Source organism: Enterobacter sp. SORGH_AS_0287, assembly GCF_031453695.1.
GTDB lineage: Bacteria > Pseudomonadota > Gammaproteobacteria > Enterobacterales > Enterobacteriaceae > Enterobacter > Enterobacter ludwigii.
On record NZ_JAVIZW010000001.1, the window covers coordinates 4,080,520 to 4,101,889 of the forward strand.

At 52.9% G+C, this 21,370-nt stretch carries 20 protein-coding genes; 11 read left to right on the top strand and 9 right to left on the bottom strand.

Going from position 1 to position 21,370, the window contains the following annotated elements; all coding sequences use genetic code 11:
- Nucleotides 1–17: 17 nt before the first annotated feature.
- Nucleotides 18–290 (top strand): barstar family protein, encoded by a 273-nt coding sequence (locus QE396_RS19420; protein ID WP_014171850.1) that lies wholly within the window; start codon nucleotides 18–20, stop codon nucleotides 288–290.
- A gap of 67 nt (nucleotides 291–357) precedes the next feature.
- Here the strand turns inward: QE396_RS19420 and yhcN (QE396_RS19425) are convergent, their stop codons facing one another.
- The 3 genes from yhcN (QE396_RS19425) to argR form a co-directional block, all read right to left on the bottom strand.
- Complete coding sequence (gene yhcN, locus QE396_RS19425) at nucleotides 358–624, bottom strand: peroxide/acid stress response protein YhcN (RefSeq protein WP_014171849.1); 267 nt, start codon at nucleotides 622–624, stop codon at nucleotides 358–360.
- Between the two features lie 110 nt (nucleotides 625–734).
- Nucleotides 735–998 (bottom strand): peroxide/acid stress response protein YhcN, encoded by a 264-nt coding sequence (gene yhcN, locus QE396_RS19430; protein WP_014171848.1) that lies wholly within the window; start codon nucleotides 996–998, stop codon nucleotides 735–737.
- Nucleotides 999–1,374: 376 nt separating this feature from the next.
- A complete protein-coding gene (gene argR, locus QE396_RS19435) occupies nucleotides 1,375–1,845 on the bottom strand; it encodes a transcriptional regulator ArgR (protein ID WP_014171847.1) in 471 nt (156 codons plus the stop codon).
- A 397-nt stretch (nucleotides 1,846–2,242) separates the two neighbouring features.
- Between argR and mdh the strand changes: the two genes are divergently transcribed.
- Nucleotides 2,243–3,181 (top strand): malate dehydrogenase, encoded by a 939-nt coding sequence (gene mdh / locus QE396_RS19440; RefSeq protein WP_014171846.1) that lies wholly within the window; start codon nucleotides 2,243–2,245, stop codon nucleotides 3,179–3,181.
- A gap of 83 nt (nucleotides 3,182–3,264) precedes the next feature.
- Here the strand turns inward: mdh and degS are convergent, their stop codons facing one another.
- From degS to zapG, 3 genes are all read right to left on the bottom strand, one after another.
- On the bottom strand, nucleotides 3,265–4,332 hold the full coding sequence (gene degS / locus QE396_RS19445) for an outer membrane-stress sensor serine endopeptidase DegS (protein WP_020883511.1): 1,068 nt from the start codon (nucleotides 4,330–4,332) through the stop codon (nucleotides 3,265–3,267).
- Nucleotides 4,333–4,424: 92 nt separating this feature from the next.
- Nucleotides 4,425–5,792, bottom strand: coding sequence for a serine endoprotease DegQ (degQ, locus tag QE396_RS19450; RefSeq protein WP_014171844.1), 1,368 nt, complete (start codon nucleotides 5,790–5,792; stop codon nucleotides 4,425–4,427).
- Nucleotides 5,793–5,961: 169 nt separating this feature from the next.
- Nucleotides 5,962–6,360, bottom strand: a complete 399-nt coding sequence (gene zapG, locus QE396_RS19455; protein WP_014171843.1) for a Z-ring associated protein ZapG — start codon at nucleotides 6,358–6,360, stop codon at nucleotides 5,962–5,964.
- Between the two features lie 189 nt (nucleotides 6,361–6,549).
- On the opposite strand from zapG, the gene zapE reads away from it, so the two are divergent.
- From zapE to rpsI, 3 genes are all read left to right on the top strand, one after another.
- Complete coding sequence (gene zapE, locus QE396_RS19460) at nucleotides 6,550–7,674, top strand: cell division protein ZapE (RefSeq protein ID WP_020883512.1); 1,125 nt, start codon at nucleotides 6,550–6,552, stop codon at nucleotides 7,672–7,674.
- A 289-nt stretch (nucleotides 7,675–7,963) separates the two neighbouring features.
- A complete protein-coding gene (gene rplM / locus QE396_RS19465) occupies nucleotides 7,964–8,392 on the top strand; it encodes a 50S ribosomal protein L13 (RefSeq protein WP_003860434.1) in 429 nt (142 codons plus the stop codon).
- A 15-nt stretch (nucleotides 8,393–8,407) separates the two neighbouring features.
- Nucleotides 8,408–8,800, top strand: a complete 393-nt coding sequence (gene rpsI, locus QE396_RS19470) for a 30S ribosomal protein S9 (RefSeq protein ID WP_003860436.1) — start codon at nucleotides 8,408–8,410, stop codon at nucleotides 8,798–8,800.
- A gap of 11 nt (nucleotides 8,801–8,811) precedes the next feature.
- On the opposite strand, the gene QE396_RS19475 is transcribed toward rpsI, so the two are convergent.
- On the bottom strand, nucleotides 8,812–9,114 hold the full coding sequence (locus tag QE396_RS19475) for a hypothetical protein (RefSeq protein ID WP_136342246.1): 303 nt from the start codon (nucleotides 9,112–9,114) through the stop codon (nucleotides 8,812–8,814).
- On the opposite strand from QE396_RS19475, the gene sspA reads away from it, so the two are divergent.
- The 6 genes from sspA (at nucleotide 9,113) to QE396_RS19505 (ending at nucleotide 15,124) form a co-directional block, all read left to right on the top strand.
- Nucleotides 9,113–9,751 carry a stringent starvation protein SspA gene (gene sspA, locus QE396_RS19480; protein ID WP_014071978.1) on the top strand — a complete coding sequence of 213 codons (639 nt, stop codon included), beginning with the start codon at nucleotides 9,113–9,115 and terminating at the stop codon, nucleotides 9,749–9,751. The genes QE396_RS19475 and sspA overlap by 2 nt on opposite strands.
- 5 nt (nucleotides 9,752–9,756) lie before the next feature.
- A complete protein-coding gene (gene sspB, locus QE396_RS19485; RefSeq protein WP_025202910.1) occupies nucleotides 9,757–10,248 on the top strand; it encodes a ClpXP protease specificity-enhancing factor in 492 nt (163 codons plus the stop codon).
- Nucleotides 10,249–10,627: 379 nt separating this feature from the next.
- Nucleotides 10,628–11,311 carry a DUF1120 domain-containing protein gene (locus QE396_RS19490; protein ID WP_020883513.1) on the top strand — a complete coding sequence of 228 codons (684 nt, stop codon included), beginning with the start codon at nucleotides 10,628–10,630 and terminating at the stop codon, nucleotides 11,309–11,311.
- Between the two features lie 121 nt (nucleotides 11,312–11,432).
- Complete coding sequence (locus QE396_RS19495; protein ID WP_014171838.1) at nucleotides 11,433–12,137, top strand: fimbria/pilus chaperone family protein; 705 nt, start codon at nucleotides 11,433–11,435, stop codon at nucleotides 12,135–12,137.
- A 9-nt stretch (nucleotides 12,138–12,146) separates the two neighbouring features.
- Nucleotides 12,147–14,567: a fimbrial biogenesis usher protein gene (locus QE396_RS19500; RefSeq protein ID WP_309952183.1), complete on the top strand. Its 2,421-nt coding sequence runs from the start codon at nucleotides 12,147–12,149 to the stop codon at nucleotides 14,565–14,567.
- Nucleotides 14,564–15,124, top strand: a complete 561-nt coding sequence (locus tag QE396_RS19505; RefSeq protein ID WP_014171836.1) for a membrane protein — start codon at nucleotides 14,564–14,566, stop codon at nucleotides 15,122–15,124. Before QE396_RS19500 ends, QE396_RS19505 begins: the two co-directional genes overlap by 4 nt.
- Nucleotides 15,125–15,229: 105 nt before the next feature.
- Here the strand turns inward: QE396_RS19505 and QE396_RS19510 are convergent, their stop codons facing one another.
- Nucleotides 15,230–16,648: a glutamate synthase small subunit gene (locus QE396_RS19510; RefSeq protein WP_020883515.1), complete on the bottom strand. Its 1,419-nt coding sequence runs from the start codon at nucleotides 16,646–16,648 to the stop codon at nucleotides 15,230–15,232.
- A 9-nt stretch (nucleotides 16,649–16,657) separates the two neighbouring features.
- Nucleotides 16,658–21,118, bottom strand: a complete 4,461-nt coding sequence (gene gltB, locus QE396_RS19515; RefSeq protein WP_020883516.1) for a glutamate synthase large subunit — start codon at nucleotides 21,116–21,118, stop codon at nucleotides 16,658–16,660.
- Nucleotides 21,119–21,370 lie beyond the last annotated feature (252 nt).

Here is a 21,370-nt window from a genome sequence, read left to right on the forward strand (position 1 = left end):
GGACTGGGTGACTGGCAATGAAAACCTATACCTTTGATTTTGACGAGATCGACAGTCAGGATGACTTCTATCGTGAATTTATCCGGGTGTTTGATCTTGAACGGGAAAGCGTCACCAATCTGGACACGCTGTGGGACGTGGTGACCGGCAGCCTGCTGCCGTTACCGCTGGAAATTGAGTTTATCCATCTGCCTGAAAAGTTGCGCAGACGGTTTGGCGCACTCATTTTGCTGTTTGATGAAGCGGAAGAAGAGCTGGAAGGGCAGCTACGTTTCAACGCGCGCCATTGATCAAGCCATAAAAAAGCCCCTGACCAGAAGGCCAGGGGCAAGTCGTATGATGAGATACGACGAGGGTTTATTTATACAGTTGAGCCGTTGCATGCCAGTGGTCACCCTGATTCAGCTCGGTGACGCGATAGCTGCTGGCGCCTGCTTTTTCAGCTTTAGCGGCCAGTGCCTGACGGATATCCATTGGAGAGCCGGTAACGGACGTCACAGACACACTCCCCATAGACTGCAGATTCTGCGCCTGGTCAGCATTCACTTGCTGTACGGCGGCACTTGCGCCGAAAGAGAGAACGGATGCCAGACCGAGGGTTGCGATGATGAATTTGGTTTTCATAGTTTTTGCTCCTGAATAGGGTTTTTGCTCAACGGCGAGAAGGGTTGAACTGCTATTTTTATGCCTGGTGCCGTTGAGTAGAGATTTTGGTCTTCAGTTATTACTAAAACTTATTTGTACAGCTCAGCGGTTGCGTGCCAGTGGTCACCTGAACGCGCTTCAATGATGCGATAAGATGACGCACCTTGTTCTTCCGCTTTTTTGTTCAGCATCTCATGCATGTCCATTGGAGACGTGCCGATTGCGCCCACGGAAACCGTACCGATTGCCTGGCGGGATTGTGCCTGCTCGGCATTGATAGCGTCAGCGGCGAAAGCACCGAATGACAGGACAGACAGGACGCTGAGCGCCGCTACAGTAGTTTTGATTTTCATGATTCTTTACCTCGTCGAATTTTTAGTGGGGTCTTTGTTTCGTGACCCTCATCACAAAATCAAGTATACACTAATAACGGTAAAAATTAATACCAGACTAATTGTTTCTGTTGTTATTACGTATTAACTAACCTGTTTTTTATAACCTAATGGCATAGAATTGTGCGCTTATTGTTCAATGTGTGGCTGTATATCTAAGAAAATCATATGGATATCAGCTTTTGATTTTTTGTGCGATTTTTTGATTTATCATTCACCAAGTGAATGTTAATGGGCGGTAAAAAGCACTATTTGTTAAAGTAAAGGGCGGGATAAAGCAGGGGAAACGCGGCAGAAGCAGAATGATCCCCGCAGCAGGACGCCACGGGGAGGGTAATCAGAGTTCCTGCTCGAACAGGTCCAGAATCGCTTCGTAGAGATCTTTTACTGAGAAGCCATTGGCGGGGGTAGTGAAGATGGTATCGTCACCCGCAATCGTCCCAAGGATGCCTTTGGGCTTACCCAGCGAGTCCAGCATACGTGCAATCAACTGTGCAGCACCCGGGCTGGTATGGATCACAACAACGGCATCGTTGTAATCGATATCGAGAACCAGATTCTTCAACGGGCTGGAGGTGGTTGGCACGCCAAGTTCTGCAGGCAGGCAGTAGACCATCTCCATTTTGGCGTTACGCGTACGTACCGCACCAAATTTGGTTAACATGCGGGAGACTTTCGACTGGTTGATGTTATCGAAGCCTTGTTCCTGTAAAGCCTGAACAATTTCTCCCTGAGAACTGAATATCTCTTCTTTGAGTAGCGCTTTAAACGCCTTCACTAAATCTTCTTGCTTAGACGAGCTTCGCATAAGTCACCCGGAATATGACGAAAGAAACAACATTATTATGCATGTGGATGAATTTTTATGCAAATTATCTGCCAGCGGTTAGGCTGAAATAATGTTATGAAAGGGAGTGATTTTATCAGATTTCGTTATCAGAAAACATGCCTGGGTCACGGCAAGCAAATAAGCTTAAAAGTAAATTAAATGTTATCAAAATGATGTTGTTTTGGTGGCGTGGCAGGGTGTATTGTAACCCCCTCTTAATTCGTTGTCGTCTGTCGTCAGATAGCCTTCTGGTGAGAGATAAAGTCGCGCGACCTCAAATTATTTAGTGACGAAAATTGTAATTAATTACCTGCTGAATTATGGTCGCCGCAACGGAGTTACAGATACTTAAGTTAACCATAATAAGGAGTTTAGGATGAAAGTCGCAGTCCTCGGCGCTGCTGGTGGTATCGGCCAGGCGCTTGCCCTACTACTGAAAACCCAACTGCCTTCAGGCTCAGAACTCTCCCTGTACGATATTGCTCCGGTAACCCCAGGTGTGGCGGTTGACCTGAGCCACATCCCGACAGCTGTGAAAATCAAAGGCTTCTCCGGTGAAGATGCTCGTCCTGCCCTGCAGGGCGCGGACGTGGTGCTGATCTCCGCTGGCGTGGCGCGTAAGCCAGGCATGGATCGTTCAGACCTGTTCAACGTCAACGCGGGTATTGTGAAAAACCTGGTGCAGCAGATTGCTGAAACCTGCCCGAAAGCGTGCATTGGTATCATCACCAACCCGGTGAACACCACGGTTGCTATCGCGGCAGAAGTGCTGAAAAAAGCCGGTGTTTACGACAAGAACAAACTGTTCGGCGTGACCACGCTGGACATCATCCGTTCCAACACCTTCGTGGCTGAACTGAAAGGTAAACAGCCTTCAGAAGTTGAAGTGCCGGTTATCGGCGGTCACTCTGGTGTCACCATTCTGCCTCTGCTGTCGCAGATCCCTGGTGTTAGCTTCACCGAGCAGGAAGTGGCTGACCTGACCAAACGCATCCAGAACGCGGGCACCGAAGTGGTGGAAGCGAAGGCGGGTGGCGGTTCTGCAACCCTGTCTATGGGCCAGGCGGCGGCACGTTTTGGTCTGTCACTGGTTCGTGCACTGCAGGGCGAGAAAGGCGTAGTTGAATGCGCGTATGTTGAAGGCGACGGCGAACATGCTCGTTTCTTCTCTCAGCCGCTGCTGCTGGGTAAAAACGGTATCGAAGAACATCAGCCGATTGGCAAGCTGAGCGCGTTTGAACAGAACGCGATGGAAGGCATGCTGGATACGCTGAAGAAAGATATCACTCTGGGCGAAGAGTTCGTTAACAAGTAAAACGGATGTCCCCACAGGCCGGGTAAGCCGTCATGCCGCCCGGCAAAAAAAACGGAGCAATGCGCTCCGTTTTTTTATGCCTGTCAGTTGGTGGCCGGGTATTCCTGAATCGTCACCTGCAGCGTCAGCTTCTTATCGTTACGCATGACTTCAACCGGGATGATAGAGCCAGGACGGATCTCCGCAACCTGATCCATGGTCTCCAGCGCCGATACCGCTGGTGTGCCGTTGACCGACACGATGACATCATTAACCTGAATTCCCGCGTTAGCCGCCGGGCCGCCAGGCGACACTTCGTTGACCACGATGCCCTGAATCTGATCGATGCCACCGCCCTGCGAATGCATAGGCGCAATTTCACGACCGCCAATACCAATATAACCGCGGATCACACGGCCATCGCGGATCAGCTTATCCATGATCTTGGTCGCCAGCTGGAATGGAATGGCGAACCCAATCCCTTCCGGCGTCTCACCGTCATTGCTCTTATCGAACGAGAGGGTATTGATACCCATCAGTTCGCCCAGCGAGTTGACCAGCGCACCGCCGGAGTTACCGTGGTTGATGGACGCATCGGTTTGCAGGAAGTTCTGCCGTCCCGACGGGTTGAGGCCAATGCGACCGGTGGCACTGATAATCCCCTGCGTGATCGTCTGACCCAGGTTATAAGGGTTACCGATAGCCAGCACGACGTCGCCAATATGAGGGGTTCGTTTACGGTTAATAGGAATAACCGGTAAACCGCCCGTGGCGTTGATCTTCAAAACAGCCAGGTCGGTCAGGCTATCCGAGCCCACCAGCAGGGCCTCAAACACGCGGCCATCCTGCAGGGCAACGATGATCTGGTCGGCATCGTTAATCACGTGTTTGTTGGTAATGATGTAGCCGCGCTCGTCCATAATTACCCCGGAGCCGAGAGTGCGGATCTCCAGCTGGTTATGGGCTGAGCTATTGAGGCCACGGTTATAAACGTTAACCACGGCAGGCGCGGCACGGCGAACGGCCTGGTTGTAGGTCGCAGGCGTTTCATCCGCACTGTCGAACTGAGGCGCCGACAGCTTATTGAACTGGCGTAAAGACGGCATGACGACCAGCAGCAGGCCGGCAACAATCAAACCGATGACAATTGAACGAAAGAGCTTTAAAAGCATGATGCGCGTGTCGTTAATAAAGGAACGATTTGCAGCATAACATGAGTTATCCGGACATCACACGCAGCGGTGATGTCCGGAATCGCAAATGCTTAGCGCAACAGAATATAGATAGACTCGTTGCCGCGCATAACCTGCAGGGCAATGACCGCCGGTTTGCTTTCCAGCACCTTGCGCAGTTCTGCGATGGATTGCACGCGATTGCGGTTCACGCCGATGATCACATCATCCTGATGCAATCCGGCCTGCGCGGCAGGACTGCTCTTCTCGACGGTATCGACGCTAATCCCTTTCGTCCCGTCTTTCAGCTGTCCATCGCTCAGCGTTGCCCCTTGCAGCGCCGGGGCGATAAGCTCCGCGCTGGCAGAGGATGAGGTGCTCTTATCAAGCGTCACTTCGACATCCAGCGGCTTACCATCACGAATCAGGCCTAACTTCACTTTGGCACCCGGTTCGGTGGTGGCAATACGCGAGCGCAGTTCCGCAAAGCTGCTCAGCGGTTTATCGTTCAGGCTGACAATCACATCGCCCGACTTCACGCCAGCTTTTGCCGAGCCGGAGTTTGGCAGCACTTCACTGACAAATGCACCGCGCTGCACATTGATGTTGAACGCTTTCGCGATGTCAGCGCTCATCTCCATCCCTTTGATGCCCAACAGCCCGCGTTTGACCTCACCGAACTGAATGAGCTGCTGCGCCAGCGTTTTGGCCATATTGCTGGGGATAGCAAAACCGATGCCGATACTGCCGCCGCCCGGCGCCAGGATAGCGGTGTTAATCCCAATCAGCTCGCCGTTGAGGTTGAGTAAGGCCCCGCCGGAGTTCCCGCGGTTGATTGAGGCATCGGTCTGGATAAAGTTTTCCAGGCCTTCCAGATTCAGACCGCTGCGACCCAGCGCCGAGATTATCCCGGAGGTGGCGGTTTGCCCTAAACCAAACGGATTTCCCACGGCGACAGCAAAATCACCAACACGCAGTTTATCGGAGTCCGCAATGGCAATTTGAGTCAGATTGCTCGGGTTTTGCACCTGCAGCAGCGCGATGTCGCTCTGGTCATCGCCGCCAATCAGTTTGGCCTCAAACTCACGCCCATCGTTGAGCTGTACGCTGATTTTATCGGCCTGACTGATAACATGATTGTTGGTCAGAATATAACCTTTGGCCGCATCAATAATGACGCCAGAACCCAGACCTTCAAAAGGCTGCGCCTGCTGGTCGGGCGACTCATCGCCAAAATATTTTTTCAGTTCTTCAGGTACGCGTTGATTTTGTAATGCCGTGCCTTCTACCTGCACGCTCACTACCGCAGGCAGAACTTTTTCCAGCATTGGCGCAAGACTTGGAATTGCCGCCTGGCCGGGTACCTGGGAAGGCAGGGCGGCAGATGCAGGGAAGGACGCCGAGAGAGATAACCCGACACTTAACGCTATAGCGCTCAACAGCTGGTTTTTTTTCTTCATCGATGCTGACTCTCGTAACCTGGAATAAAGGAAAAACGGCCCTAAAACACGTTGATGTTATTGAATTTTAAACCGCTGAACAATGAAGTGCTTACTCAATAATAGCTGGGGTCATGAAGAAAGGACGGGCGCAATAGCAGCGCCCGTAAAATAAATTCAGGTTGTGCGATTAATCGCGTTTTGCACCGCCGCGCAGCAGGCCAGACGCACCATCTGAATAGTCGCGTGGCATCTGAACAGGGGCCTGATCGTTACCGGCTTCAGAGTCGGCCAGACGGTTACGGAATGGATTGGATTCCGCGGTCATTTCTGGCAGCAGGCTGCTGGAGCTTTTTGCCATATGTTGATAGAGCTGACGATAGTCGGTCGCCATGTTGTCCAGCAGCTCGGCGCTACGGGCAAAGTGGCTGACCAGCTCTTCACGATACTCTTCCAGTTCGGCTTTGTTCTTTTCCAGTTCGTACTGCAGTGACTGCTGCTGACGCAATTTGCGATTACCGAAACGCATGGCCACAGCACCAATGACGATGCCGACGACTAAACCGATTAGCGCATATTCCCAGGTCATGAACTTCTCCCGTTGTCTTGTTGTTCCGTAGGGTGTTGGCTCGGCTCCTGCCTGTGCCTGATATTGCCACTATAACCGCTATTTCCGCAGAAGTGGAATCCTGACGTATCATCGCGTAGTGTAGAACGGCCTTTTTTTCATCAGTCACGTCAGCTGGTGAGTATTATTTGAAGGAATAACAATACGTTTATGCAAAACCTGTCCCCTGCATCGCGATACCAACTTGCCCTTAATGAGGGTACACATCAGCCGGATGACGTTCAGCGTGAAGCGGTGAATCGTCTGGATACGATTTATCAGGAGCTCACGGCAAAACCTGCAGAGAGTGAACAGAGCGGTGGGCTGAAGGCGGCTCTGGGGCGGTTGCTCGGAAAAAAAGAGCCACAGACTCATGCGCCGGTGCGCGGTTTGTATATGTGGGGCGGCGTCGGGCGCGGGAAAACCTGGCTGATGGACCTCTTTTATCTGAGCCTGCCGGGTACCCGTAAGCAGCGTCTGCATTTCCACCGCTTTATGCTGCGGGTTCACGAAGAGCTGACGGCACTGCAGGGCAAAAGCGATCCGCTGGAGATTGTGGCCGACAGGTTCAAGGCGGAAACGGACATACTCTGTTTTGACGAGTTTTTTGTCTCCGATATTACCGACGCCATGCTGCTGGGTGGCCTGATGAAAGCGCTGTTCGCACGCGGGATAACGCTGGTGGCGACCTCGAATATCCCGCCGGATGAGCTATACCGCAATGGCCTGCAGCGCGCGCGTTTCCTGCCCGCTATTGATGCCATCAAACAGCACTGCGACATCATGAATGTTGATGCCGGGGTGGATTACCGCCTGCGTACCTTAACTCAGGCGCATCTGTGGCTCTCTCCCTTAAACGATGAGACCACGCAGCAGATGGATAAACTGTGGCTGGCGCTGGCGGGGGCAAAACGGGCTCATGCCCCTGAGCTCGAGATTAACCATCGCCCGCTGCAAACCCTGGGTGTCGAAAATCAAACCCTGGCCGTCTCCTTTGCAACGCTCTGTGTGGATGCCCGCAGCCAGCATGACTACATCGCGCTCTCGCGCCTGTTCCATACCGTGATGCTGCTCAACGTGCCGGTCATGACGCCGCTGATGGAAAGCGAAGCGCGCCGCTTCATTGCGCTGGTCGATGAGTTCTATGAGCGTCACGTGAAGCTTGTGGTCAGCGCCGAGGTACCTTTATATGAGGTGTATAAAGGCGAGCGGCTGAAGTTTGAGTTCCAGCGCTGTCTGTCGCGCCTGCAGGAGATGCAAAGCGAGGAGTATCTTAAGCTTCAGCATATGCCATAAATGCGACCTTCTCCCTGTGGGAGAGGGGCTGGGGGTGAGGGCGGCAGACCGCAAAAACCTTACCCCCGAAAAACCCGCCTCGAATCACATTTAAGGGTCGATCTTTGACCTCAACTTCTCTATAATCTTGCGACCCCACGTTACGAGAAGGTTTTTTTCCCGAAACTTTCTATGTGTCGGCATTAGCTATTCGAAGGGGTAGGTTTGCCGGACTTTGTCGTGTGAACCTCAACTGACTAAACGTTTGGGTGTTCACCAACGTGTAACTTATTATTTGGGTAAGCTTTTAATGAAAACTTTTACAGCTAAACCAGAAACCGTACAGCGCGACTGGTATGTTGTTGACGCGACCGGTAAAACTCTGGGCCGTCTGGCTACTGAACTGGCTCGTCGCCTGCGCGGTAAGCATAAAGCGGAATACACTCCGCACGTTGATACGGGTGATTACATCATCGTTCTGAACGCAGATAAAGTTGCTGTAACCGGCAACAAGCGTACAGACAAAATGTACTACCATCACACTGGCCACATCGGTGGTATCAAAGAAGCGACCTTTGAAGAGATGATTGCTCGCCGTCCTGAGCGTGTGATTGAAATCGCGGTTAAAGGCATGCTGCCAAAAGGCCCGCTGGGTCGTGCTATGTTCCGTAAACTGAAAGTTTACGCAGGTAACGAGCACAACCACGCGGCACAGCAACCGCAAGTTCTTGACATCTAATCGGGATTATAGGCAATGGCTGAAAATCAATACTACGGCACTGGTCGCCGCAAAAGTTCCGCAGCTCGCGTGTTCATCAAACCGGGCAGTGGTAAAATCGTAATCAACCAACGTTCTCTGGAACAGTACTTCGGTCGTGAAACTGCCCGCATGGTAGTTCGCCAGCCGCTGGAACTGGTTGATATGGTAGAAAAACTGGATCTGTACATCACCGTTAAAGGTGGTGGTATCTCCGGTCAGGCAGGTGCGATCCGTCACGGTATCACCCGCGCTCTGATGGAGTACGACGAATCCCTGCGTTCTGAACTGCGTAAAGCTGGCTTCGTTACTCGTGACGCTCGTCAGGTTGAACGTAAGAAAGTGGGTCTGCGTAAAGCACGTCGTCGTCCACAGTTCTCCAAACGTTAATCCTTTTCTGCTTACGCAGAAACGATTGGCGAAAAACCCGCTTCGGCGGGTTTTTTTTTATGGATAATGTGCAGGTTATCCACAGCATCACTGCATATATCTTCTCTTTTTCCACATTTCCAGAATCCCCTCACCACAAAGCCATCAAAATCTGGTAAACTATCATCCAATTTTCTGCCCAAATATCGGTGAATACTCGTTTTTTGTTCGATTCTTGAACAATGTGTTTTCTCTGGGATGGGCGATACAACATCTGGCTGGCCCTGTTTGGGCTGGTAGCAGTAAAAATTCTGAATATACCTGGAGGTTTTCATGGCTGTCGCTGCCAACAAACGTTCGGTAATGACGCTGTTTTCTGGTCCTACTGACATTTATAGCCATCAGGTTCGTATCGTGCTGGCCGAGAAGGGTGTCAGTTTTGAGATCGAGCATGTGGAAAAGGATAACCCGCCTCAGGATCTGATCGATCTCAACCCGAGCCAAAGCGTACCGACGCTGGTGGATCGCGAGCTGACCCTGTGGGAATCCCGTATCATTATGGAATATCTGGATGAGCGTTTCCCGCATCCACCACTGATGCCTGTTTACCCTGTTGCACGTGGTGAAAGCCGCCTGTACATGCAGCGTATCGAAAAAGACTGGTACACGCTGATGAACGTTATCGTCAACGGTTCCTCTTCTGAAGCAGACGCTGCACGTAAGCAACTGCGTGAAGAGCTGCTGGCGATTGCCCCTGTGTTTGGTCAGAAACCATTCTTCCTGAGCGATGAGTTCAGCCTGGTAGATTGCTACCTGGCGCCGTTGCTGTGGCGTCTGCCAACCCTGGGCGTAGAGTTCAGCGGTCCGGGCGCGAAAGAGCTGAAGGGCTACATGACTCGCGTATTTGAACGCGATTCTTTCCTTGCATCTTTAACTGAACCGGAACGTGAAATGCGTCTCGGCCGAGGCTAATGACTGTGGAAATGTCACAACTTACCCCACGCCGTCCGTATCTGCTGCGCGCCTTCTATGAATGGCTGCTGGATAACCAGCTCACGCCGCACCTGGTTGTGGATGTGACGTTGCCGGGCGTGCAGGTTCCTATGGAATATGCACGTGACGGGCAGATCGTACTGAACATCGCGCCGCGCGCGGTGGGTAACCTTGAACTGGCCAACGACGAAGTGCGCTTTAACGCGCGTTTCGGCGGTGTGCCGCGTCAGGTTTCTGTACCGCTGGCTGCGGTGCTGGCGATTTATGCGCGTGAAAACGGTGCAGGCACCATGTTTGAGCCGGAAGCGGCTTATGACGAGGATGTTGTCGGCCTGAATGACGAAAACGGCGCTTCGGAAAACGAAAGCGAAACGCTGATGTCGGTCATTGAGGGTGACAAGCCCGATCACAATGACGATCCTGATGACGATCCGCCGCCGCGCGGAGGCCGTCCGGCACTGCGCGTTGTGAAGTAGTAAAAGCATTTTTATCGACTATCCAGTTAGTTATTCAGACTAGCTGGATTTTTTTATGTCTTTTTATGTCAAAACGTTTAATAAAGTAAATTATATACATCCCTTCTTTTTTGCTTGCCCCCACCGTTCGGATAATTTCAAGCTATATCTCCGCTGAATATAATATGTCGTTTTAAAGCTATATACACTCTTATAAATAAATATCACTTATTGATAACGTTATTCTAAATCCATAAATTAATTTTTCTAAATTGCTTGTATTTATAAAGATTATATTATCTACGCATGCTCTCAAGCATGACGATAAACAGTATGGGGTAAATTTATTTATCCCTGCTGTATTTAATATTGCAATTACTCATATGTTAAGGAATAACAAGTGAAAAAGGTTTTACTCGCTACTGCGCTCTCTCTGTGTGTGACATCCGCTTTTGCGGCTAACCCGACTGCCGTTCTGAAAGTCAAAGGTACGCTGACTAATTCAGCCTGTACGCCTCAGTTAAGCAACGGCGGAACGGTTGACTACGGCACAGTTAGTTTGGGTGGTTTAAGCTCAACGGCAGTTAACCAGCTGGGCCAGAAAGACATCGATCTGACTATTACCTGCACCGCAGCAACAAAAGTGTCCTGGAATATGATTGACGATCGCGCTGATTCTAACGCGAAACTCACCGTTGAGAATGGCATGTTTGGTGGTGGTTCTAATTCGTCTGAAAGCCAGACTTACGGTGTAGGTAAAACAACAGGTACAACACCAGTGAACATCGGAACATACTCGCTGTTCGTTAAAACTGACAGCGTAATGGCTGACGGCGCTAAAGTTGACCCAATTTACCAGCAGAATGCTACCGGTAACTGGTCAAAGAGCACCAACGGTACAACTCAGGGCGATAACTATCGTGATTTCACCGTTGCAACTGTTGGCACCCTGGCTCCACTGGCGTTCCAGACCGCAACCTTCCCACTGGTGACCTCTCTGGCGATCCAGGATACCACCACGCTGGCGATCACTGATGACACCCAGCTTGATGGTCAGGTGACTATCAGCCTGCGTTATCTGTAAGACTTTTAATCGAGTAAACGTAATTTAATTAAACCGGAGAGTAAATGCGCTGCATTTACTCTCTTTTTAACGGCGCGATAAACATGGACTGTTCTGTTGTTGCTTTCAAGGAGATATTATTATGCATTGTTTAAAATCCACTTTATTTAACACGCTGATTACTGCCGCGTTATTATCTGCCAGTGTTGCTGTACATGCAGAAGGCATGGTGCCTGAAACCAGTCTGTTAATCATTGATGAAGCGACGCACAGTGGAACGATTAACGTCAAGAATACCGATTCGCATCCTTCACTTTTATATACAAATGTCGTTGACCTGCCGGACGATACCGGTCTTAAGCTTATTGCAACGCAGCCGGTGGTACGTCTTGAGCCAGGTCAGACGCAGCAGCTGCGCTTTATTCTTCAGAACAAACAGCCATTGGATGTAGAGCATTATAAACGCGTCACATTCGACGGTATTCCGCCTAAAAACGATGATAAAAAAATAAAGATTGGCATTAACATTCGCCAGGATATCCCCGTGCTTATTCGACCGGCATCTCTGGGTGTGGTCACTGATGCCTGGAAGTTCCTGAAGTGGTCCTCAAACGGCACGTCCGTCACCGTGAACAATCCCAGCAAATATGTGGTCCGTCTTGGGCAGAACGTGATGCTGCTGCCTTCAGGGGTGAGTGCCTCTCTGTCCAAAACCTACATTCTTCCTGGCGAAACGCTAACGGCTGATATGAGTAAGAAAGTCAGTGGTGACAGCAGCGTTAAGTTTTTCCCGGCCAGCCGCTATGGCGTTGAGGTCCCGAGCTTTACGTCGGAATTAAATAAATAAAATAGGGATATGACGGTGAGTAAACAAAGCCGCCTTGCACTTTGTGTCCGCGCCATTCTTTGCGGCACATTACCTCTGGTGTTACTTGATTCAACATCCGTACTGGCGAGGGAGGTCACCTTCGACACGGGGATAATGCAAACGCTGGGGTTGAATAAAGATCTCAACCATTACTTCGCAGAAGCACCGCGCTTTTTACCCGGAACCCACTCCGTTTCGGTGAAGGTCAACGGGAAAGAGCGAGGAATGGCTGCAGTTCGTTTCAACAAAGATGGCATGCTTTGCTTTGATAACGATCTCATGGAGTTTGCTGGGCTGATGCCTGTGTCAATAAAGTCCGGTGAGGAGTGTCATGATATTCGGGATAACTATCCTAAAGCCGTCATCAACGCCTTGCCTAACCAGGAGGCCGTTGAACTCTATCTGCCAGCTGAAGCGGTGAACAGTCTGTCGTCGGATATCAAAAACTTCCAGCATGGCGGAACGGCGGCGCTGCTGAACTATTCATTGTTCAGCACCCATAACGACTATGGTGACAATGACAGCAGCCGCTACTCTCAGGCCAGCCTGGAAGCCGGATTCAACACGATGGACTGGGCGCTGCGCAGCCGTTATATCCTGACGGATGACGACGGTAGCCGAAATGCCGAAAGCATTTACACCTATGCAGAGCATGTCTTTACCGCGCAAAAAATGACGATGCAGGTGGGTGAAATCAACGCCATGTCCAACGTGTTGAGCGGGGTGCCGATTACCGGCGTTCAGTTTATGCCGACCAGCGGTCTGGCGAGAGCAAGCTCTGGCGTGAGCGTTTCCGGTATTGCCCAGTCTTCCCAGGCACGTGTCGAAATCCGCCAGAACGGTCAACTGGTCTTCAGTACCCTTGTGCCAGCCGGCCCCTTCACGCTGGATGACGTGCCCGTGGTTCGCAACAATGTGGATCTGGACGTCTCAGTGGTGGAATCCGACGGCGCAACTAACCGTTTCATCGTCCCGGCGTCTCAGGTAAGGGCGCGCAACCTTTCACGCCCGCAGGGTCTAACCCTTTCTGTAGGTCAGGTGCGCAGCATCGACAGCGACTATAACGATCCGCTGGTGATGAACATCTCTGACGGCTGGCGTGTCTCTCCGTGGATGAATCTCCTGGCTTCAGGTGCCGCTGCGGAAAACTATCAGGCGGCAGGCGGCAGGACAGAGTTCCTGGTAAGCGATTACTGGACCCTTTCAACGGGTGCGGCAGTCAGCAATGCGAGCTTTGGTGACAGCAGCAGCGGGGTAAAAACCGAGCTGCAAAGTGATTACATCCTGAACGAGTACGTCGGTCTTTCAGGCAGTGCGACGCATTACAGCGGAGAGTATCGCGAACTGGCTGATGCGATGGACGATGATTATCAGGGATATGACAACACCTATTCCGGCAACGTTCGTTTCTCCTCCCCTCTGGCGGGGGTGTTTAGCGCAGGGTTCAACTACAACCAGACCAGCGGTGACGGTGAAGATTCACGTTACCTCTTGCTGTCATGGGGCAAGACCTTTACGTACGCGTCAGTATCCATGAACTGGCAAAGTGCGGTCGGTAATGTCGATGACGATCAGGACAATGAGATGTTCTACGTCAACGTGAGCATCCCGCTCGGCGGCAGTCAGTCCATCAGTACCTATATGCGTAAACAGGGTGATAGCACCTCCTATGGCGCGTCTAACAGCGGCTCGCTGGGAGACAATACGAACTATTACATCTCAGCCGATCGCGATCAGGATTCGAAAGACAACAGCTTCAACGGCAACATCAACACTAACCTGCGCTATACGCAACTGAGCGTGGGGGGCGGAACCAGTGGGGATAATCAGCGGAACTACAATGCGACATTGTCGGGTGGCGTGGCCATGCATAAAGAGGGTGTGACTTTCTCGCCGTATACGATTCAGGACACCTTCGCGATTGCCAGACTGAGCGAGAAGAAGAGCGGCGTTGAAATCTCCACTCCGCAAGGTACCGTCTGGACCGATCCATGGGGCCAGGCCGTGGTACCTTCACTCAACGAATGGCATAACTCCCGCATAGAAATTGATGCTAATAAGCTGCCGCAGAGTATGACGCTGGCTAACGGCACGAAATATATTGCCGCAGGCCATGCCTCGGTCAGCGAGATTGATTTCAAAGTACTTAACAGCCGCCGCGTCATGCTAAGCGTTAAGCAGGCTGACGGTCAGCCCCTGAGTAAAGGGATCTCGATTGTTGATGAGAAAGGTAACTATATCGTGACCACGGTTGATGATGGCCACGTCTTTATTAACGATGCCGATCAGCTGAGCGCGCTCTACGCGCTAGACGGTGACAATAACCGACTGTGTAAGATTGATTACACCCTGGCTGATAAGCGTGACGAAAATGCCTTCTATGAAGAAGTGAACGGAGTCTGCCGATGAACAGTCGACACTTATCGGGCTTAGTGGCCTTGCTGATGCTCGGTGTGACAGGAATAACCCATGCTGAAGATTGCCAGCTCAGCCTCTCACAGCCGGTGGTGGATTATCATGAGATGCGCCGGGATACGATCGAAACGACGCAGCAGGACTGGCATAAAATGGCCGATCGCGACATCACGGTAAATGTTTTTTGCCCTCAGTCTCAGCAGATGGCGGTGATACTGCGCGGTACAGCGGGAGATAAGGGGCGGTTTCTTTTTGGGCAGTCCGGCGGTGTCGCAGTCAAAATTGACAACATGACCGTCGATGGCAAAAGTTACACCGTGGGTAAAACGGTCGATCAGCTGAATTTTACGCCGGAAAATGGTACACCGACGCCGTTCTATCTGCGTAATAACGAGGCGGTGATTGCGCTTGAGAATAACCAGGTCCCTTCCGGCCAGCAGATGAGTTTCAACGTAACGCTCTCACCGGTTCTCAACGAAAGCGCGTTCAGCCATCTGACAGATCAAACTACGCTGGAAAGTGATTTGACCTGGAGCTTATTGACGAAGTAATCCTTCTTTTTGCGGCACCACAGAAAAGCGGAGCTGCAGGGGGAAAATCAACGGCGGTTAACCGCATAAAAAAAGCCGGATGGTATTTGCCATCCGGCTTATTTCTTACACTTCCAGGTAGTTCAGAATACCGTCAGCGGCTTTACGGCCTTCGGCAATCGCGGTAACGACCAGGTCGGAACCGCGAACGATATCACCGCCAGCAAAGATTTTCGGGTTGCTGGTCTGGAACGCGTTTTCGTTGCCTTCCGGCGCAATAACACGACCCTGAGAGTCCAGCTCTACGCTGTGCTTCGCCAGCCACTCCATGCTGTGAGGACGGAAACCGAACGCCATTACTACGGCATCGGCCGGGATCACATGCTCGGAGCCTGCCACGATCTCTGCGCGACGACGACCTTTCGCATCCGGTGCCCCCATCTCAGTGCGCGCCATTTTCACGCCGCTCACTTTGCCGTTGGCATTCACTTCAATACCCAGAGGCTGGATGTTGAACTGGAATTCCACGCCCTCTTCACGCGCGTTTTTCACTTCGCGTTTAGAGCCCGGCATGTTTTCTTCGTCACGACGATAGGCGCAGATCACGTGTGCCGCATTCTGGCGAATGGAGGTACGCACGCAGTCCATCGCGGTATCACCCCCGCCCAGCACCACCACGCGTTTGCCTTCCATGCTGACATACGGCTCATCGGCGGTTTCGCCATAGCCCATGATCTGTTTGGTATTGGCAATCAGGAACGGCAGTGCGTCGAATACGCCCGGCGCCTCTTCGTTTTCCAGACCACCGCGCATGGACTGATAGGTTCCCACGCCCAGGAAGACGGCGTCGTAATCCTTCAGCAGGTCGTCGAGCTGCACGTCGCGACCGACTTCCACGTTCAGTTTGAACTCAATGCCCATACCGGTGAAGATTTCACGGCGGCGGGTCATGACCTCTTTTTCCAGCTTAAAGGCCGGAATACCGAAGGTCAGCAGACCGCCGATTTCCGGATGGCGGTCAAAGACCACGGCCTTCACGCCGTTACGGGTCAGTACGTCCGCACAGGCCAGGCCCGCCGGGCCCGCACCGATGATCGCCACACGCTTGTCGGTTTGCTTCACGCCGGTCATATCCGGACGCCAGCCCATTTCGAAGGCTTTATCGTTGATATAGCGTTCGATATTACCGATGGTCACCGCGCCAAATTCGTCGTTCAGCGTACAGGAACCTTCACACAGACGGTCCTGAGGACACACGCGGCCGCACACTTCCGGCAGGGTGTTTGTCTGGTGAGACAGCTCGGCAGCTTCAAAAATACGTCCTTCGTTGGCCAGTTTCAGCCAGTTCGGGATGTAGTTATGGACCGGACATTTCCATTCGCAGTAAGGGTTACCGCAGGACAGGCAGCGGTCTGCCTGTGCTTTGGCCTGGCCTTCTGAAAACGGCTCATAGATTTCTACAAATTCAATTTTACGGATCTTCAGCGGTTTCTTTGGCGGATCAACACGCTGCAGGTCGATAAACTGGTATACGTTCTGGCTCATCTGAATTCCTTACTGCGCCTGCACACGCAGCTCTGCTGCGCTACGACTACGGTGACCCAACAGGGCTTTAACATCGCTGGACTTCGGTTTAACCAGCGCGAATTTCGCAGAGAACGCCGGCCAGTTGGCCAGGATCTCTTCGCCGCGCGAAGAACCGGTATGCTGCACGTGTTCGGTAATCAAACCGCGCAGGTGTTCTTCGTGGATAGCCAGCGTTTCAACGTCCAGCACTTCCACCAGTTCAGGGTTCACGCGTTTGCGGAACTCACCGTCTTCATCCAGGACGTAAGCAAAACCGCCCGTCATGCCTGCGCCAAAGTTCACGCCGGTTTTACCCAGGACGCACACAATCCCGCCCGTCATGTATTCACAACCGTTATCACCGATACCTTCAACCACGGTGATGGCACCGGAGTTACGTACGGCAAAACGTTCACCTGCACGACCTGCTGCAAACAGACGACCGCCGGTCGCGCCGTACAGACAGGTGTTACCGATGATGCTGGCATCGCAGCTACGGAAGGCTGAACCGACCGGCGGACGCACCGCCAGCAGACCACCCGCCATGCCTTTACCGACATAGTCGTTGGCATCACCGGTCAGATACAGTTCAACGCCGCCGGCGTTCCACACGCCGAAGCTCTGACCCGCGGTACCGCTGAAGTGCGCGGTAATCGGGTCGGCCGCCAGGCCCTGGTCACCGTGCGTTTGCGCGATGTAACCGGAAAGCGATGCACCGACAGAACGGTCAGTGTTGCGAATATCAAACCAGAACGTTTTGCTCTGCTTGTCATCCACATACGGCTTCGCTTGCTGCAGCAGCTGCGCGTTCAGCACGCCATTGTCGAACGGCGGGTTGTTCTCGGTGCAGTAGACCGCTTTGCCAGGATGTGGCTCGGCAGTTTCCAGCAACTTAGACAGCTCCAGCTTCTGCTGTTTGGCTGTGAAACCTTCCAGCTCTTTGAGCAGGTCGGTACGGCCAATCAGATCCACCAGGCGTTTCACGCCCAGCTGTGCCATCAGCTCACGGGTTTCGCGGGCGATGAAATCAAAGTAGTTCGTCACTTTGAACGGTAGGCCGTGGTAATGGTTCTTACGCAGCTTCTCGTCCTGGGTTGCAACACCGGTTGCACAGTTGTTCAGGTGGCAAATACGCAGGTATTTACAGCCGAGCGCGACCATAGGGCCCGTGCCGAAACCAAAGCTTTCCGCACCCAGAATCGCCGCCTTGATAATGTCGAGGCCGGTTTTCAGGCCGCCATCCACCTGCAGACGGATCTTATGACGCAGACCGTTAGCCACCAGCGCCTGCTGGGTTTCCACCAGGCCAAGCTCCCACGGACAGCCCGCGTATTTCACGGAGGAGAGTGGGCTTGCCCCGGTACCACCGTCATAACCGGCGATGGTGATCAGGTCCGCATAGGCTTTTGCCACACCGGTCGCGATGGTGCCAACGCCCGGTTCGGAAACCAGCTTCACGGAGATCATCGCTTTCGGGTTGACCTGTTTCAGGTCGAAAATCAGCTGAGCCAGATCCTCGATAGAATAAATATCGTGATGCGGTGGCGGAGAAATCAGCGTCACACCCGGTACGGAATAGCGTAATTTGGCGATATACGGCGTGACTTTATCACCCGGTAACTGGCCGCCTTCGCCCGGTTTTGCACCCTGAGCGACTTTAATCTGAATCACGTCGGCGTTAACCAGATACGCTGGCGTGACGCCAAAGCGACCGGATGCAACCTGCTTGATACGTGAGACTTTGTTGGTGCCATAACGGGCAGGGTCTTCACCACCTTCACCGGAGTTTGAATTGCCGCCGATGCTGTTCATCGCTTCAGCCAGCGCTTCGTGAGCTTCCGGGCTGAGCGCACCGATGGACATTGCCGCGGTGTCAAAGCGTTTAAACAGTTCAGTGGCAGGCTCAACGTCGTCAATGCTGACGGCTTCATCACCCGGGTTCAGCGCCAGCAGGTCGCGCAGCGTCGCCGCCGGACGGTTGTTCACCAGTTCAGCATACTGCTGGTAATCGCTGTACTCGCCGCTCTGAACGGCCTGTTGCAGCGTACGCACCACGTCCGGGTTATAAGCGTGATATTCACCGCCGTGGACATACTTCAGCAGACCACCTTGATCCAGCGGCTTACGTGCCAGCCAGGCGCGTTTCGACAGGTTCATCAGATCCTGCTGGAAGTCAGCGAATCCGGCACCGCCGATACGGCTGATAACACCCTGGAAGCAAAGTGTCGCCACGTCGTCATGCAGACCGACCGCTTCAAACAGCTTCGAGCAGCGGTAGGAGGCGATGGTCGAGATGCCCATTTTGGACATGATTTTGTACAGGCCTTTGTTGATGCCGTTACGGTAGTTCAGCATCACCGTGCGGTAATCTTTGTCGATAGCACGGGTATCCACGAGACGCGCCAGCGTTTCGTAGGCCAGGTACGGGTAAATAGCCGTCGCACCAAAGCCTAACAGCACGGCAAAGTGGTGCGGATCGCGGGCGCTGGCGGTTTCAACAATGATGTTGGCGTCGCAGCGCAGGCTCTTATCGACCAGACGCGTCTGGATAGCACCTACCGCCATTGGGGCCGGTACCGGCAGACGGTTTTTCGCAATATTGCGGTCAGAGAGCACCAGCAGAACGGTACCGTTACGCACCATCTGTTCCGCTTTGTCACACAGCGCATTCACCGTCTCTTCGAGGGTCGCTTCGGTCACGTCGAAAGTGATATCGAGCGTGTCGGCGCGGTAGTGATCCTCTTTCAGGGTGGTGAGCTGTTTGAAATCAGAGTACAGCAGGATCGGCGATTTAAAGGTCAGGCGGTGCGCCTGGCCTTCAGCTTCGCAGAAGACGTTCATCTCGCGACCGATGCTGGTGGCCAGTGACATCACGTGTGCTTCACGCAGCGGATCGATTGGCGGGTTGGTCACCTGCGCAAACTGCTGACGGAAGTAATCATAAATGATGCGTGGCTGGCTGGAGAGCACGGCAAACGGGGTATCGTCACCCATGGAGCCGACCGCTTCCTGGCCATTTTCACCGAGTACGCGGATCACGGAATCCAGCTCTTCGGCGCTGTAGTTAAACTGTTTCTGGAAGCTGGCGAGCGTATCGTCGTCCAGCTCACGACTGCCCACTTCTTCATCCGGCAGATCTTCGAATGGCACCAGGCGACGAACGTTTTTCTCCATCCACTCTTTGTACGGATGGCGGCTCTTCAGATCGTTATCGGTTTCAGCAGAGTGCAGAATGCGCCCACCGCGGGTGTCGATAACCATCAGCTCGCCCGGGCCAACGCGGCCTTTCTCAACCACTTCGTCAGGCTGGTAATCCCAGATACCGACTTCAGAGGCGCAGGTGATGAGCTTATCTTTGGTGATGACGTAGCGTGCCGGACGCAGACCGTTACGGTCCAGGTTACAGGCAGCAAAGCGACCGTCGGACATAACGATGCCCGCCGGGCCATCCCACGGCTCCATGTGCATGGAGTTAAAGTCGAAGAACGCGCGCAGCTCTGGATCCATATCCGGGTTGTTCTGCCATGCCGGTGGCACGAGCAGACGCATGGCGCGCACGATATCCATACCGCCTGCCAGCAGCAGCTCCAGCATGTTATCCATGGAGCTGGAGTCAGAGCCGGTTTCGTTAACGAACGGCGCGGCATCATGCAGGTCAGGGATCAGTGGCGTCTGGAACTTATAGGTACGAGCACGCGCCCACTGGCGGTTACCCGTAATGGTATTGATCTCGCCGTTGTGCGCCAGGTAGCGGAACGGCTGCGCCAGCGGCCAGCGAGGGACGGTGTTGGTGGAGAAGCGCTGGTGGAAGAGGCAGATGGCCGATTCCAGACGCAGGTCCGCCAGGTCCAGGTAGAAGCGCGGCAGGTCAGCCGGCATACACAGACCTTTATAGATGTTCACCAGGTTAGAGAGGCTACAGACGTAGAACTCTTTGTCGTCCTGGAGACGTTTTTCAATGCGACGACGGGCGATAAACAGACGGCGTTCCATATCACGCGGACGCCAGCCCGCAGGGGCATTAACAAAAATCTGTTCAATTCGAGGCAGCGAGGAGAGGGCGATTTCGCCGAGTACCCCTTCGTTGGTTGGCACATCGCGCCAGCCAACAATAGACAGGGTTTCACGTTGAAGTTCTTCTTCGACGATGCGGCGTGAGGCGGCAGCTTTTTCAGGATCCTGATTCAGGAACAGCATACCGACAGCGTAGTTTTTGGCTAAACGCCAGCCGCGCTCTTCCGCAACGATACGGAAGAAACGATCCGGTTTTTGCAGCAGCAGACCGCAACCGTCGCCGGTTTTACCATCAGCAAGGATGGCACCACGGTGCTGCATGCGGGCCAGTGCGTGAATAGCAGTACGCACTACCTTGTGGCTAGGTTCGCCTTCTATGTGGGCGATCAGGCCGAAACCACAGTTATCCTTCTCAAGGGATTTATCGTACAACATATCAGTGAACCTCCCCAGGCTCGTCGGGCTTCCCACTGAACCGTGGCGCACAGGCACAGAAAGAGCATGGCGACGGGGTTTGCGTTTCATACGCGTACCTCGCATTCGCCCTCTTTTTCATCCTTTCGCGCAGGTAAACAAGTTTGAGGACTTGCTTCAGAGGGAATCTCAATTACTGCATAAATATGATGAGCAGGCTGCTCATCCAGAAAGCTTCCAGCGGATTTCCAACTTATCGGGAATTGGTACACA